The organism is Alcanivorax sp. (assembly GCF_051117345.1).
In the GTDB taxonomy this organism is placed as follows: Bacteria; Pseudomonadota; Gammaproteobacteria; order Pseudomonadales; family Alcanivoracaceae; genus Alcanivorax.
Map to the genome: position 1 here is coordinate 20,992 of NZ_JBNPEC010000149.1, position 14,915 is coordinate 35,906.

At 62.6% G+C, this 14,915-nt stretch carries 11 protein-coding genes; 4 read left to right on the forward strand and 7 right to left on the reverse strand.

Annotated features, from left to right (window positions below):
- Positions 1–215 precede the first annotated feature (215 nt).
- Complete coding sequence (locus tag ACFE0K_RS09655; protein ID WP_434535863.1) at positions 216–1,541, forward strand: Na+/H+ antiporter NhaC family protein; 1,326 nt, start codon at positions 216–218, stop codon at positions 1,539–1,541.
- Here ACFE0K_RS09655 and msrB read toward each other — a convergent pair.
- Positions 1,524–2,585, reverse strand: coding sequence for a peptide-methionine (R)-S-oxide reductase MsrB (msrB, locus tag ACFE0K_RS09660; protein WP_434535864.1), 1,062 nt, complete (start codon positions 2,583–2,585; stop codon positions 1,524–1,526). The two genes, ACFE0K_RS09655 and msrB, sit on opposite strands and share 18 nt — an antisense overlap.
- A gap of 193 nt (positions 2,586–2,778) precedes the next feature.
- Between msrB and ACFE0K_RS09665 the strand changes: the two genes are divergently transcribed.
- Entirely contained in the window at positions 2,779–3,627 is an 849-nt protein-coding gene (locus ACFE0K_RS09665) for a DNA ligase (protein ID WP_434535865.1), read from the forward strand.
- On the opposite strand, the gene ACFE0K_RS09670 is transcribed toward ACFE0K_RS09665, so the two are convergent.
- Entirely contained in the window at positions 3,628–5,628 is a 2,001-nt protein-coding gene (locus ACFE0K_RS09670) for a bifunctional 2',3'-cyclic-nucleotide 2'-phosphodiesterase/3'-nucleotidase (protein ID WP_434535866.1), read from the reverse strand.
- Positions 5,629–5,694: 66 nt separating this feature from the next.
- The gene (locus ACFE0K_RS09675) at positions 5,695–7,554 is read right to left on the reverse strand and encodes a hypothetical protein (protein WP_434535867.1); all 1,860 of its coding nucleotides are present in this window, start codon (positions 7,552–7,554) and stop codon (positions 5,695–5,697) included.
- 254 nt (positions 7,555–7,808) lie between these two features.
- Here ACFE0K_RS09675 and ACFE0K_RS09680 point away from each other — a divergent pair, with 254 nt between their 5' ends.
- Both ACFE0K_RS09680 and ACFE0K_RS09685 read left to right on the forward strand, forming a co-directional pair.
- On the forward strand, positions 7,809–9,197 hold the full coding sequence (locus ACFE0K_RS09680; RefSeq protein WP_434535868.1) for a phospholipase D family protein: 1,389 nt from the start codon (positions 7,809–7,811) through the stop codon (positions 9,195–9,197).
- Positions 9,198–9,275: 78 nt separating this feature from the next.
- Positions 9,276–9,719: an acyl-CoA thioesterase gene (locus tag ACFE0K_RS09685; protein WP_434535869.1), complete on the forward strand. Its 444-nt coding sequence runs from the start codon at positions 9,276–9,278 to the stop codon at positions 9,717–9,719.
- Positions 9,720–10,000: 281 nt separating this feature from the next.
- On the opposite strand, the gene pta is transcribed toward ACFE0K_RS09685, so the two are convergent.
- From pta to ACFE0K_RS09705, 4 genes are all read right to left on the reverse strand, one after another.
- A complete protein-coding gene (pta, locus tag ACFE0K_RS09690) occupies positions 10,001–12,076 on the reverse strand; it encodes a phosphate acetyltransferase (protein ID WP_434535870.1) in 2,076 nt (691 codons plus the stop codon).
- Positions 12,076–13,275 (reverse strand): acetate kinase, encoded by a 1,200-nt coding sequence (locus ACFE0K_RS09695; RefSeq protein WP_434535871.1) that lies wholly within the window; start codon positions 13,273–13,275, stop codon positions 12,076–12,078. The genes pta and ACFE0K_RS09695 overlap by 1 nt, the downstream gene beginning before the upstream one ends.
- A gap of 192 nt (positions 13,276–13,467) precedes the next feature.
- Positions 13,468–14,448 carry an NADPH:quinone oxidoreductase family protein gene (locus ACFE0K_RS09700; protein WP_434535872.1) on the reverse strand — a complete coding sequence of 327 codons (981 nt, stop codon included), beginning with the start codon at positions 14,446–14,448 and terminating at the stop codon, positions 13,468–13,470.
- Between the two features lie 264 nt (positions 14,449–14,712).
- Positions 14,713–14,915 (reverse strand): hypothetical protein (locus ACFE0K_RS09705; protein WP_434535873.1); only part of this gene is annotated, 203 nt, incomplete at its 5' end.

Sequence of the window (14,915 nt, forward strand, 5' to 3'; positions counted from 1 at the left end):
CGCCTCAAGAGGCGTTATTCGCTTTGCTCACCCTTCGGGCCGCACGGAACTACGTGCGTTACTCCGCTGCGCTCCGTTCCTACAGCGGCTTCGTAGATGACACCGGGACATCCTCCTCTTTCGCTTGCAGGCAAGCTCCTACAGGCGGCGCAGGTACCGCCCCCGGGCGGGAATCTCTACACTGGCGGAAATCCACCGCTGATCCGGACGGTTTCATGACCCACGCTCCTGCCCGCGCCTGGCCCTTGCTGCCGCTGCTGTTCTTTATGGCGGTGTTTTTCGGTAGCGGTATTTATTACAGCCTGCAGGGTACCGAGTTCGCCTTCTACCAGATCAAGGCACCGGTGGTGGCCATGGCGGCGATTGTGCTGGCCTGTGTGCTGGCGCGGCAGGCATTGAGCCGCAGTGTGGAACGCCTGCTGGTGGGGATCGGTCACCCCAATATCATCCTCATGTGCCTGGTGTTCCTGCTGGCCGGGGCCTTTGCCAGTGTCAGCGACAGCATCGGCAGTGTGGATGCGACGGTACAGTTTGGTCTGCGCATTATTCCCTCTGATTGGGTGCTGCCGGCCCTGTTTCTGATCGCTGCCTTTATCGCTACGGCCATGGGCACGTCCATGGGCACCATTGCCGCCACCGCGCCCATCGCCGCCGGCTTTGCCCAGGCCACCGGGCTGCCCTTGCCGCTGGCCGTGGGAGCCGTGGTGGGCGGTGCCATGTTCGGCGACAACCTGTCGATGATTTCCGATACCACTATTGCCGCCACTCGCAGCCAGGGCGTCTCGTTGAAGGACAAGTTCCGGGTGAATATCTGGATTGCCCTGCCGGCGGCGTTGGTGACGGTGGCGGTGCTGGTGATGCTGGGTGGCGGTGACCATCAGGTGCAGGCGGAGCCGTTGCAGCCCTGGCTGGTGTTGCCTTACCTGCTGGTCTTTGCCCTGGCTCTAAGCGGGCTGAATGTATTGGCGGTGCTGATTATCGGCATCGCCGTGGCCGGGGTCACCGGGATGGTGCAGGGGGCGGACTATGGGCTGGCCCAGGTGAACGGGGCGGTCTACAGCGGCTTCGAAAGCATGTTCGAGATCATGTTGCTGTCCATGCTAATCGGTGGCCTGTCGCAACTGATGACGGACCAAGGTGGCACCCGCTGGTTGATCGAGCGGATCCACGGCCTGACTCGCTGGCTGAAACTGCCCCTGCAACGGGCCGGGGAAGTGGGTATTGCTCTGTTGGTGGTGGTGGCCAATGTGTTCGTGGCCAACAACACCGTGGCCATCGTGCTTACCGGGGAAATGGCCCGGGACATTGCCAATGATCACGGCGTGGACCTGCGCCGCTCCGCCAGTGTGCTGGATATCTTTTCCTGTGTGGTGCAGGGGCTGATTCCCTACGGTGCCCAGGTGTTGCTGGCCTGCTCCATCGCCGGGCTGTCGCCGCTGGCGCTGATCGGTGCCATCCATTACTGCTGGGCGCTGGCAGTGGCCGGAGTGATCGCCATTGTCGTCAACCGGCCCCGGCTGCCGTCACTCAAACAGGGATAGATACTCCCCGTAACCCTGTTCTTCCATCTCAGCCTTGGGCACAAAGCGCAGTGCGGCGGAGTTCAGACACCAGCGCTGGCCGGTGGGCTCGGGGCCGTCGCTGAACACGTGGCCCAGGTGGGAATCCGCGTGGCGGCTGCGCACTTCCGTGCGGGTGGCCCATAGCTTGTTGTCTTCCTCCAGCGTCACGAATGCCTTGTCGATGGGCTTGGTAAAGCTGGGCCAGCCGGTGCCGGATTTGTATTTATCCGTGGAGGAAAACAGCGGCTCGCCGCTAATCACATCCACATAGATCCCCTTGGCTTTTTGATCGAAGTATTCATTCTGGAAGGCCCGTTCGGTGGCGTCTTCCCGGGTCACCTGGTAGACCAGCTTGGGCAGGGATTTTTTCAGCACCGCATCGCTGGGGCGCTGGAACTGATCCGCCCCCTGCCAGCGCTGGGTGACCTGGTCGGTGAGCCAGGGGCGATGCGTCGGGTCGTCCCAGTGTTCTTGCAGAAACTGGTCGCGGCCGGAGCGGTAGCGGTAGTACTTGTACTTCAGGCTGTGGGTCTTGTAGTAATCCTGATGGTAGTCCTCCGCCGGGTAGAAGGTGTCCAGCTCGGTAATCTCGGTGACCACCGGTTTGTCGAAGCGACCGCTTTTCTCCAGGGCCTTACGCGAGGCCAGGGCAGCGGTTTTCTCTGCCTCGGTCTGATAAAAAATCGCGCTGCGGTATTGCTGGCCGCGATCCACGAACTGGCCGTTGGGGTCAGTGGGGTCCACGTGCTGCCAGAACCAGGTGAGCAGGTTGTCATAGCTCACCACCGCCGGGTCATAGATGACTTTTACCACTTCCGTATGCCCGGTGCGGCCATGGGCCACGTCCTCGTAGCTGGGGTTCTTTTCGTCGCCGCCGGCAAAGCCGCTGATGGCCTCGCTGACGCCATCCAGCTCTTCAAAATCCGATTCGGTACACCAGAAACAGCCGCCGGCAAAGTAGGCCTCGGCGGCGAGTACGGGGCTGCTCAGGGTGAGAGCGGCCAGAAACAATAGTGTGCGCATGGTTGTTACCTCCTAATGGTTGGATGCACGGCCAACGGATTTGTTGCAAAACCGGTGATCTCTTACGCGCTGGCGCTGCGATTGCGCACAGAACCGGGCCTCTCCTTCAGGCACAGTCTGGGACCGCGAGCGAGAATAAAGGGAGAAGACCGTGAAAATACCGGCAAGACAAGGATGTCTGCGGGTTGGCCTGATGTTTTGGATGTGGTTGCTGGTGGCCGTGGCCCAGGCCGGCGAGCCCCCTTTGCAGCTGGCCAGGGTGTACCAGGCAGGCATGGAGCTGCAGGGCTACTGGGTCAGCGAAAAGCTGGACGGGGTGCGGGCCTACTGGGACGGGCAGCAGTTGCTGTCCCGGGGCGGCAATATTATCGCTGCACCGGACTGGTTCCTGCGCGATTTTCCCGCGCAGCCTCTGGATGGTGAGCTGTGGATGGGGCGCGGTCGCTTTGCCCCGGTGTCGGCGGCGATCCGCCGGTTACAGCCGAAGGCGCAAGAATGGCGGCAGATCCGCTTTATGGTGTTCGATCTGCCGGCCAGTGGCGTACCGTTCAGCGAGCGGGTGGAAAAAATGCGTGAGCTGGTGGAGGAAACGTCCTCCTATCACCTGGCCATGGTCGAGCAACGGCGGGCCACGGATCACGGTGCCCTGCTGGCGCGTCTGGACCGGGTGCTGGCGTCGGGCGGCGAAGGGCTGATGCTGCATCACGGCGACAGCTTCTACAAAGCCGGCCGCACGGCGGCGCTGCTCAAGGTGAAAACCTTTCAGGATGCGGAAGCAACGGTGGTGGATTACAGCGACGGGAAAGGCAAATACCAGGGCCAGGTGGGCGCACTGGTGGTGGAGACCGGGGACGGTCGCCGCTTCAAACTAGGCAGTGGTCTCAGCGATAACGAGCGGGCGGACCCGCCGCCGCTGGGCAGCACCGTGACGTATAAATATTACGGGCTGACGTCTACCGGATTGCCGCGCTTTGCCAGCTTTCTGCGGGAAAGAAACGACGAGCCGGCGGCGCCGACCCGTCGAGTGTCACAGTCCGACTGATCAGGGCTGCAGGTTCAGCTCGTAGATGGCCTCGTTGCCGCTGTCATCCAGCAGCGAGGCCATGAAGCTGCCTCCGGCCCCGGCGACCGCATCGGCCACGAAGTTCTTGGCGCGGTCGGTGTTGGGCACCCGGAAGACGATTTCCAGGTTGTTGCTGTAACCCAGGATCGGCGAAAACGACCAGTTGTTGTCGGCGGTGGGGGTCACCGGGCTGTTGGCCTGGATGTAGTTGCCGACCACCTGGCGGTTTTCGTCCGGGGATTCGATGACGATATGATCGCCACCGGTGCCGGCAAAGTGACCGCCGCCTGCACGGTAGTTGTTGGTGGCGATGAGGAATTCCTGGGCTGGGTCGATGGCGGCTCCTTCGAACTGCAGATTGGCGATGCGAGTGCCGTCGCTGACCTTCTTGCAGTCACGGTCATAGCGGGCCGGTTCGGTGACATCAATCTGGTAGGTCACGCCATCGATCACATCGAAGTTATAGGTGGGGAAACCGCTGAAATCCACCAGCTCCTGGCGGTCGGTGGTGTCGGTGATCTGGAAGAACTGCGAGGCGGAACACTCCAGCCACTGTTCCAGTTCGGCACCGGTGACCTTCACCGCCATCAGGGTGTTCGGGTACAGGTACAGATCGGCGATATTTTTCACTTGCAGCTCACCGGCGGGGACGACGGTAAAGCTGCTTTCTTCGGCGCAGACCCCGTCACGGTCACAGGCCTTGAACGGAGCAGCGGCGGATAATACCGGCAGGCCATCCAGTTCGGTGCCGACAATGGCCTCTTCCACATAGGCCTTCTGGGCATCGCTGACGATCTGAATGGACGGGTCGTCCTTCACTACCGCCAGGAAGCTGAAGATGTCATCGGTGGATTCGCCGATCACCTGACCCATGTATTCCAGGGTGGCGTCGTGGTCGGGTTTTACCAGAGCTGTGAGGGCTGCATCCGCTTCGCCCTCCGGGTCCAGTGCCCGGGCTTCCACCTTGCTGTCCACCACGGTCCAGCTTTCACCGTCTTCATTGAGCGCCAGGGTCAGGTCGATGATGCCCAGGTGGCTGCCCCAGAAACCGGGCATAACTGACGGCACGCCCTTGATGGTGCCTTTTTCCAGATCTACGTTGGCGGTGCCGGTAAAGCTGTCGGAAGGGAAAGTCAGGTGGCTGTGGCCGAACATGATGGCATCGATGCCGTCCACGTCCGCTAGGTACCAGCTGCTGTTCTCCGCCTTGGCGTCTTCCGAGTAGGCGGTGGTGTTGATGCCGGAATGGGGAATGGCGACGATGATGTCCGCCCCTTCCGCCTTCATCTGCGGGACCAGCATCTCGGCCACGGCCTTGATGTCCTTGGTGCTGACCTTGCCTTCCAGATTGCTCCTGTCCCACTGCATGATCTGCGGTGGCAGGAAGCCGATAAAGCCCAGCGTGATGTCGTGGGGATTGCCGTCATTGTCGTAGACGGTCTTGGTGATCAGTTTGTACTGATCAAAGTAGGGGGTGCTGCCGTCGGCGCTGAACACGTTGGCGCTGATGTAGGGGAAGGCGGCGTCATCCACACTTTCGGCGAGAAATTCCAGGCCGTAGTTGAATTCGTGGTTGCCGTAGTTGCCCACGTCGTAAGCCATTTCGTTCATGACCTTGTAGACCGGGTGCACTTCCCCGCTGGTGAGCCCTTGCGCCTCGCGCCAGTCGCCCATGGGGCTGCCCTGGATCAGGTCGCCGTTGTCCACCAGGGCGGTATTTTCCGGGTGGGCGATTTCGGCGCGGGCCTGCTTGACCAGCATGGCGGTGCGTACCAGGCCGTGGCCGTTGTCCACGCTGTCGCTATAGTAGTTGTAGTCCATCACGTTGGCGTGGATATCGGTGGTTTCCATCAGACGCAGATCCACCCGCGGGGTGGTGTCCTGTTGAGCGGGGGTGTTGTCGTCATCGCCGCCGCAGCCGCTGAGCAGGGCGCCGCCGGCCAGAGACAGGGCCAGCATGGATCGCAGTGAAGCCTTCATGGTGTTTCCTGTGTTTGGGTTCAAAGAAAGGCGGCGCGAGCGCCGCCGGGAAGCCTTTAAAACGGGTCAGGGGCAGTTGCTGATAACGGTGAGTGAGCCCACCGATTCCAGGCTGGGGTAACTCATGTAGAGGTCGCGTACGCCGTCCACTTCCAGGGTCTGGCCGATCATGGCCGGGTTGTTGGCGGGGCTGTATTCTGCGCGCTGGTCGGACTCCAGCTTCACGTACACGGTGGTGCTGTTGTTCAGGTCGCCCAGCTCCAGGGCATAGGGGTCGTTGACACCGCCGATGACTTCGCCCACCACAGTGAGCGGGGTGCCCTGGCTGCTGGCGTAGGCATCGCTTACCGACACCGCGCCGCTGCTGCCACAACTGCCGCCGCCGCTGCTGCCGTCCACCAGCTGCATGTCGGTGACGTATTCGATGCTGGGCTCGCCCATGTAGGCATCGCGCTCGCCGCTCACCTGCAGGGTCTCGCCGATCACCGCCGGGTTGTTCTGCGGGCTGAAGTCGTTGCGGTACTGGCCGTCCAGTTTCACGTAAAGGGTGGCGCTGCCGGCGCTGTCCTGGATTTCCAGGGCGTACTCGCCGTTGATGGCCTGGGTGATTACGCCTTCCACGGTGACGGTGGTGCCAGTGGGTTCGGCCAGTGCCTCGCTCACGGACAGCACCTCACCGCCACCTGTGCTGCCACCGGGGCCGTCCGGTGCACCATAGGCGCCGTAGTCGAAGGTGCTGGCATCCCAGGGGTTATAGCCGCCGGAAGGTGTGTTCCAGGGCTGGCCGTTGTCCGGATCGTCCAGTTCTTCGCTGGCCATGGGGGTGGGCGTGGCGGTGCCGGCCGGGTGGGCGCTGCTGTTGAACTGGGTATAGCTTTCCGGGGTGGCCAGCCAGTCGATCAGGTTAATGCTGAGTTGGGCGGCGTTGCCGGCATCGGTCCAGCCCGGGTAGGTGCTCTTGGTGTTGCCGTTGTCCTGGCGCTTGTACTTGGGCGAGGCATCCTCGATGGGGCTGGAGTCACCGATAAAGGCGGCCTTGCCGGGGCCGGATTTGGCGATGGCCACATAGGGGCCTTCGGCGGTTCCACCAAAGTAGAGGCCGGAATCCACCGCGTGGGTCCAGCGGCTGGGGCTGTCGCTGGTGGAGAAGTACACCAGGCCCTTGGCCTTGTTCGGGTCGGTGATCGCCAGGGTGGCGCCGCCGGCCATCAGTACCGGTCCCACGCCGGTGGTCAGCCCCTCTACCTGGCTGGCCGGCTCAATGCCGCTGGCGCCGTTGTGCCAGTCGATGGCGTTGAAGCGAAAGCGGATACCGAATTCCTGGGCCAGCCAGCCGCTGGCGGAGCCCGGGTTGCGCAGGTCACCGTAGCTGCCGCCCACATTGAACTGGGACAGGGTGGAGCGGTTATAGCCGTTGAACACCTCGGTGCTGTCCCAGGTGTTCAGGTTGCGGTCGGCGTTGTAGTGGTCGGCGACAAAGAAAATCCCCTTGCCGGCGGCCACAAAATCTTCCAGGGCCTGCAATTCCGCCTGGGTGAAAGGCCGGTTGCTTTCCGCCAGTACCAGTACATCCGCGTGGCTGATAGCGGTATAGGTGATGACCGCTTCATTGGCGTTGCTGTTGGCGGTGGTGGGGTTGGTGTAGTCGTCCACGAACTGGATAACACCGTCGCTGTTCTTGTCCACGCCCCGGTATTCCTGCACGGTATAGCCTTCGGTCACCAGCGCATCGGCGAAGTCGGAAAAGGCACCGTCGATGACCCAGTCCGCATTGCCTTCGGTGCCGCCGTGGGACACGTCGAACAGGACGACCTTGCCGTTGTCGTTGGCGCCGGGCGTCTTGATGGGGGTTGGGTAGTTCCACTCGTAGGCATGAGCGGGGCTTAGTAAGGTGGCCAGCAGGCCGGCGAACAGTACGCGATGCATGGCGTTTATCCCTGGTCAGAAAATGGTGTGACCAGAGAGTGCCGTGGCGACAAGACGTGCCGGTATAGATCCCGTGAATTTCCGGTGAAGATGGCCGGTTTCATGGCCGGGTTGGCAATCCTGACCCATGCCAGAAGATCGTCATGACCCGGTCATGCCCGGGTCATGGAAACGGGCAGCAGAAGGTGGAAAGGTGGAAACCGATAACGTGGAAGTGTCTGGATGAGAGAGTCTGAAGCATTGTGGTGAGCGCCGTGGACACCGCCCCCGGGGTGCTGTCGTCACTGTCGCTGGTGGCGGATAGCGAGCAGGCCTTTACCCTGCGGATCACGCTGGCGCGTCTGGCCCGGCGGACACTGGATGTGCAGTACTACATCTGGGATGACGACACCACCGGCAAGCTGCTGACCTACCGGGTGCTGGAGGCGGCACGCCGGGGTGTGAAAGTGCGCATGCTGCTGGATCACGCCAACCAGTTGGGCCGGGACGTGAAGTGGGCGGCGCTGGATGCGCACCCCAATATTGAGGTGCGCCTGTTCAACGCGTTCCGGGGGCGCTACAAGCATTTCCTGCAGTGGCTTCATCACATGCCGCTGCTGAATCACCGCATGCACAACAAGGCCTGGATCGTGGATGGCGAACGGGCGCTGGTGGGCGGTCGCAATATTGCCGATCACTATTTTGGTGTGAATGCGTCCACCAACTTTCGCGATCTGGACCTGTACGCCCGCGGCCCCATCGTCGCCGATACCCAGGCGGCGTTTGACTGCTACTGGGACAGCCCGCTGGCCATGCCCATGAAGACCCTGCGTCGTTACCGGGAAGCGGCGGCGGAGCGTGTCTGGCAGTGGCTGCGACAATGGCGTCGCTCCCTGAAAAACTACCCCTATCTGTTTCCCCAGCACGAAGCGTTTTTCACCGATTACCTGGCAGGGCAGGATCGCCAGTGTGTGCAGGCCCGTGCGGTGTTGCTGTTCGATAGTCCCGACAAGGCCGCTGGGGTCAAACAGACCCTGATGGGCGATCAGCTTGCCCATCTGCTGGCCCGGGACGATCATCAGGAGCTGCTGATGGAGGCCAGCTATTTCATTCCCGGTGATGCCTTTGTGGCGGAACTGGCGGAGCTGAAACAACGGGGTGGGCGCGCGGCGGTGCTCACCAACAGCCTGGCCACCAACGACGTGATTGCCGCCCACGGTGCCTATGCCCGTTATCGTGATGGTTTGCTGGACGCCGGCGTGGAGCTGCATGAGCTGGCGCCCAACGCCCGGGCCCTGCATCGGCAGGTGCGGTTATTCAAGGGCCGCTCCCGGGCCAGCCTGCATACCAAGGCCATGGTGCTGGATCGGCGCGAGGTGTTTGTCGGCTCATTCAATATCGATCCGCGTTCGGTGCATCTGAATACCGAGATGGGCTATTACGTGGCGTCCGAAGCACTGGGCCAGCAGGTGGCGGCCTTTATCGAAGAGGGGCTGGCGCCGGAAAACAGTTACCGGGTCGACAAAGAGCAGGGCAAACTGACCTGGGCCGGTGATGGCCATGACGGTCGTCCGGTAATACGCCACAACGAACCCGACGTGACGGTGTGGCGGCGCATGCTGGCATGGTTACTGTCGCTATTGCCCATTGAGCGGATGTTGTAGGTGCGGCAAGCTGGTTGTCTTTAACGGGTAAAGAGTGAGCTCGTAGATCGTCGCGATATTGGATTTTTGGAGAACATCATGCCCCAGCCGTTCTGTTTTCGCTTTCGGGTTCGCTATAACGAATGCGATGCCCAGCAAGTGGTTTTCAATGCCCGCTACGGCGATTACGTGGACCTGGCCATGACCGAGTTCATGCGCGCCATGGGCTGTGACTACAACCAGTTGCTGGCGCAGGGGCTGGATAACCAGGTGGTGAAGTTGACCACGGAATGGCAGTCATCGGCGCGCTTTGATGATGTGCTCGATGTGTTCGTGACACTCAAGCATCTGGGCAATACCTCCTTCACCCTGGAAGCGGATATCCGCCACACGGACGAAGGGCGAGCCATCGCCCGTGCGGAAGCGGTGTACGTGATGATGACCACGGAACCGTTCGCAAAAACCCCGGTGCCCGACGATTTTCGCGAGTTGCTGCAGGCCGGGGCACCGGGTGTGGTGATTGATCAGAGTGGCCGAGGCTGACACCTCAGCCGCAGGCGCAATAACAACAGTTGCGAGTTGCGAGAAACGAGTTTCGAAAGGCAAAACCTCAAAGAGCGGAAGTTTCAGGTTTTCGCGACTCGAAACTCGTACCTCGCAACTGATTCATCGCGCCGCCAGCGACGCTCCTACGAGCGGTGATCGTAACGTAGGGTGGATTAGCTGAAGGCGTAATCCACCTTTTTTCAGGGTGGTGATGATTCGCAGAGGACAGCATGGTGGATTACGTCTTCGGCTAATCCACCCTACGCCATGTTATTGCGTTACAGATCTGCCGCCTGGATGGCGGTGAGGGCGATGGTGTAGACGATGTCGTCCACCAGGGCGCCCCGGGACAGGTCGTTCACCGGTTTACGCAGCCCCTGCAACATGGGCCCGACACTGATGCAGTTGGCGCTGCGCTGCACCGCCTTGTAGGTGGTGTTGCCGGTGTTCAGGTCCGGGAAGATGAACACCGTGGCGCGGCCGGCCACCGGGCTGTCCGGGGCCTTGGCCTTGCCCACGCTGTCGATGGCGGCGGCGTCGTACTGCAGCGGGCCATCCAGTAACAGATCCGGGTTGGCCTCGCGGGCCAGGCGGGTGGCGTCGCGGACCTTCACCACATCGTTGCCGGTGCCGGAATCGCCGGTGGAATAGCTGAGCATGGCCACCCGCGGGGTGATGCCGAAGGCTTTTGCCGAGGCGGCGCTCTGCCGGGCGATTTCCGCCAGCTGTTCAGCGTCCGGATCCGGGTTTACCGCACAGTCCCCGTAGACCAGCACCTGCTCTGGCAACAGCATGAAGAAGATCGACGACACCAGGTTGTATTCCGGGGCGGTCTTGATCAGCTGCAGGGCCGGGCGGATGGTGTTGGCGGTGGTGTTGATGGCGCCGGACACCAGGCCGTCCACTTCGTCCAGGGCCAGCATCATGGTGCCCAGCACCACGGTATCTTCCAGCTGGGCGCGGGCCATGGGGGCGTTGAGGCCCTTGTTGCGGCGCAGCTCCACCATGGGTTCCACGTATTGTTCGCGAATGCTGTCCGGATCGAGAATTTCCAAGCCTTCCGGCAGGGTAATGCCCTGGGTGCGAGCCACGGATTCCACCGCGTCGCGTTTGGCGAGCAGCACGCAGCGGGCAATGCCCCGTTCCTGGCAGATGGCCGCCGCCTGCACGGTGCGCGGCTCGCTGCCTTCCGGCAGCACGATGCGTTTGTTGGCCTCGCGGGCCCGCTGCACCATGCGATAACGAAAGGCCGGTGGCGACAGGGTCAGCTCACGGGGGCTGCCGCAGCGCTCGCGGAGCCACTCATGGTCCAGATGGCGGGCTACAAAGTTGGTGACCTTCTCCACTCGCTCGCTGTCGTCCACCGGGATTTCCCGGTTCATGCGATTCAGGTTGGTGGCGGTTTCGTAGGAGCCGGTCTCTACCGTCATCACCGGCAGGCCCGTATCCAGGGCGCTCTGGCACAGACGCATTACCCGCGGGTCCGGCTGGAAGCCGGTGCACAGCAACAGGCCGGCCAGGGGGACGCCGTTGCTGGCGGCCAGGCTGGCGGCAACGATGATGTCGTCCCGGTCGCCGGGGGTCACCACCAGTACCCGGGGCTGGAACAGCTCCACGGTATTGGGCAGGGCGCGGGCGCAAAGCACGATCTTTTCCATGCGCCGGTGCTCGTCATCGCCGGCGTGCAGCACGGTGGCGCCGAGCAGCTTGGCCACATCCCGGGTGCGCGGGGCGTTCAGTTCCTCGTTCCAGGGCACGCAGCCGAGCAGGCGCAGGTCGCCTTTCTGCAGGGCCGGGAATTGTTGCTTGAGTTGCTCGGGCAGGCTGTCGTCATGGACCTTGTTGAGCACGACCCCCAGCACCTTGTCGTTGCGACTGCCGCCGAATTGACGGCAGTGAATTTCCAGGCTGTCGGCCAGGGCGGACACGTTACCGTCTTCCGGTGCCGCCACCAGAATCACGTCTGCCCCCAGGCTGCTGGCCAGTGCCGCGTTCAGGCGAGCGGCATAGCTCACTGTGCGGGTGGGCACCATGCCTTCCACTACCATGACGTCCTTGCCTTCGGCGGCCTGATGAAAGCGCTGGACGATCTGCTCCAGCAGGTCGTCGAGCTGCCCGTCGCCAAGGTACTTTTCCGTCTGCTCCAGGGGCATGGGCGCGGGCGGGTTGATGGCGAAAGTACGGGTGATCAGTTCACTGGATTGTTCCGGGCCGGTGTCGCCGGGATGATGCTGGGCGATGGGCTTGCAGAAACCGATCTTCAGGCCGCCCTGTTCCAGGGCTCGCAGCAGCCCCAGGCTGGTGGAGGTGAGCCCCACGCCGAAGCCGGTGGGGGCAATAAAGTAAATCTGCATTATGTCTCCTTATTGGCGCCGATGGCGGCCAGGGTTTCCAGGGCGATCTGGCGTTCCTCGTTGGTGGGGACCACCAGGATGCGGGGGCTGTTGTCGGCCTGGATTTCGCCGCTGCTGCCGCCCACGCAGGTACGGTTGGCATCGTCGTTGATGGCCAGCCCCATGAGCCGCAGATGGGCGACCGTCTTTGCCCGCACCAGGGCCGAGTTCTCGCCGATGCCGCCGGTGAAGATCAGGCCGTCCAGCCGGGTCAGGGCACAGGCCTGGCCGGCCAGGGACTTGGCCAGCCGATAGCAGAACACCTCGATAGCCAGGGTGGCGCCCTCATGGCCCTCGCTGCTGGCCTGCTCCAGGGTGCGCATGTCATTGGACAGGCCGGACAGGCCCAGCAGGCCACTTTCGCGGCTCAATACCTGGTCGGTGTGTTGGGCCGACCAGCCCCGTTCCCGTTCCAGGAAGGCGTGCAGGCTGGGGTCCACATCGCCGCTGCGGGTCCCCATCACCAGCCCTTCCAGGGGCGTGAAGCCCATGCTGGTGTCGCGGCTGTGGCCATCCTGCACCGCGCAGCTGGAGCAGCCGTTGCCCAGGTGGGCGGACAGCCAGCCACTGGAGTCCACCGGTAACCCGGTGAGGGCGGCGGCCCGGCGGGTCACATAGCAATGGCTGGTGCCATGGAAGCCATAACGACGAATGCGCTGTTGCTGATACAACTCGATGGGCAGCGCATAGCGGTAGGCGTGTTCGGGCAAGCTCTGGTGAAAGGCGGTATCGAACACGGCGACCTGGGGCAGGTCGGCAAACAGGGCCTGGGCGGCGTCGATGCCCAGCAGGTTGGCCGGGTTGTGTAATGGTGCCAGCGGGCTGGCGGCACGGATCGCTGCCAGGGCGTCCTCATTCAGCAGTCCGGCGGCGGTGAACTGTTCGCCGCCGTGGACCACCCGGTGGCCAATGGCGGCCAGCCGGTCCCCGGCGTAGGCCTGTACCCGGGGCAGCAGGGCTTCCAGTGCCTGGCGGTGGTCCGCGTCGGCCAGGGGCTCTTCCTGTTGCTCGCCATCCTGCTGCCAGCGCAGTACCGCCTCGGGGCTGTTCAGTCTTTCTGCCAGCCCTTCCAGGGGAAAGTCGCTGTTGTCTTCATCCACCAGGGCGAACTTGATGGACGAGCTGCCGCAGTTGATTACCAGTACCAGCGGTGTGGTCATTCCTGCCTCCTTGCCATAGCGAAGTTCCACTATATACAAGCTAAGGCGCGACTGTATCACCGGGTTGGTGGCGTTAATGTATGCAGGGTGCAGCGAAGGGGTTGAGCGCAGCGAATACCGTGGTTCCGCCGCGATTATCCGTGATGACAATCGCGGTGGAGCCACCGCTGCCACAAACGCAGGCCGGGCGTATCAGGCGCCGGCAATATCCAGTACCACTTTCCCTTTGGCGGTACGTGAGGTGAGCGCGGCCAGGGCCTGCTCATATTCCTCGAACGGGAACACCTGGCTGATGCGCGGGTTGATCTTGCCTTGGGTGAACAGCTGCATCAGCTCCATGATGTTCTGGATGTTGGTCTGTGGTTCCTTCTGGGTGAAGGCACCCCAGAATACGCCGATGATGGAGCAGCCTTTCAGCAGCGCCAGGTTGGCGGGGATTTTCGGAATCTCGCCAGCAGCAAAACCGACGATCAGCAGGCGGCCGTTCCAGGCCATGTTGCGGATGGCCGCTTCGGTGAACTTGTCACCCACCGGGTCGTAGATCACGTCCACGCCCTTCGGGTAGCGCTGCTTGAGCGCGTCCTTGAGATCCTCGTCGGCGTAGTTGATCAGGTCATCGGCGCCGGCCTCCTTGGCCACGTCCAGTTTCTCGGCGCTGCTGGCGGCGGCAATCACGGTGGCCCCCATGGCCTTGCCCAGCTCCACGGCCGCCAGGCCCACACCGCCGCTGGCTCCGAGCACCAGCAGGGTTTCCCCGGGCTGGATGTTGGCGCGCTGCTTGAGGGCGTGGTAGCTGGTGCCGTAGACCATGGAGAAGGCGGCGGCGGTGTGGTCATTCATGCCGTCCGGCACCGGTATCAGCTGGTTTTCCGGCACCAGAATTTCTTCCGCGAAGGCGCCGTAGCCGGTCAGGCCCATGACCCGCTGACCGGGTTTGAAACGCTGAACGCCGTCGCCCACGGCCAGCACTTCACCGGCCATTTCACCACCCGGTGAAAACGGTAGCTCCGGCTTGATCTGGTATTTGCCTTCGATGATCAGGGTGTCGGGGAAATTCAGCCCGGCGGCCTTTACCCGTACCTTCACCTGGCCCTTGCCCGGCTCGGGGGAAGGGATGTCGTCGATGACCAGCGTGTTCGCCGGCCCCAGTTCCTTGCACAAAATCGCGCGCATGTGGTGCTCTCCCGGAAATCTGTTTTTTATGTGTAGGAGACGCTAACGCCGATGGGGGGATTAGACAAATGCATGGGGTGGATGGGGGAGGATAAATAGCGGTAATGAGCTGCAAGCTTCAAGCCGCAAGCTACAACGCGGTTGAAGTCGTGAGTGTTTCCAATGCTGTGCCCGCGCTTGGCGGTAAGGCGCGGGCACAGAGGTTCAAAACCCTGAACCCTGTCCCGCGCCTTGTAGCTTGAAGCTTGTGGCTTGCAGCTCCCTTCACCGATGCCCGGTGAACTCCACTACCTGCTGGAAGGTAGGGCGGTTCTGCCAGTGGATGGCGGGGACCGTGGCCAGGCCGATGGCGCGGTGCTGGATCTGGTCCTGGCTTTCGTCCACGTTCCAGCTGTCCATGCTGGCGATGCCGCCCAGTTGCTCGATGGCCTGGTTGAGGCTGTTGGCCAGCGCGCTGCGGCAAGTGG

Coding starts and splice junctions, on each gene's coding strand:
- ACFE0K_RS09655 (WP_434535863.1), top strand. CDS start 216: ATGACCCACGCTCCTGCCCGCGCCTGGCCCTTGCTGCCGCTGCTGTTC.
- msrB (WP_434535864.1), bottom strand. CDS start 2,585: ATGCGCACACTATTGTTTCTGGCCGCTCTCACCCTGAGCAGCCCCGTA.
- ACFE0K_RS09665 (WP_434535865.1), top strand. CDS start 2,779: ATGTTTTGGATGTGGTTGCTGGTGGCCGTGGCCCAGGCCGGCGAGCCC.
- ACFE0K_RS09670 (WP_434535866.1), bottom strand. CDS start 5,628: ATGAAGGCTTCACTGCGATCCATGCTGGCCCTGTCTCTGGCCGGCGGC.
- ACFE0K_RS09675 (WP_434535867.1), bottom strand. CDS start 7,554: ATGCATCGCGTACTGTTCGCCGGCCTGCTGGCCACCTTACTAAGCCCC.
- ACFE0K_RS09685 (WP_434535869.1), top strand. CDS start 9,276: ATGCCCCAGCCGTTCTGTTTTCGCTTTCGGGTTCGCTATAACGAATGC.
- pta (WP_434535870.1), bottom strand. CDS start 12,076: ATGCAGATTTACTTTATTGCCCCCACCGGCTTCGGCGTGGGGCTCACC.
- ACFE0K_RS09695 (WP_434535871.1), bottom strand. CDS start 13,275: ATGACCACACCGCTGGTACTGGTAATCAACTGCGGCAGCTCGTCCATC.
- ACFE0K_RS09700 (WP_434535872.1), bottom strand. CDS start 14,448: ATGCGCGCGATTTTGTGCAAGGAACTGGGGCCGGCGAACACGCTGGTC.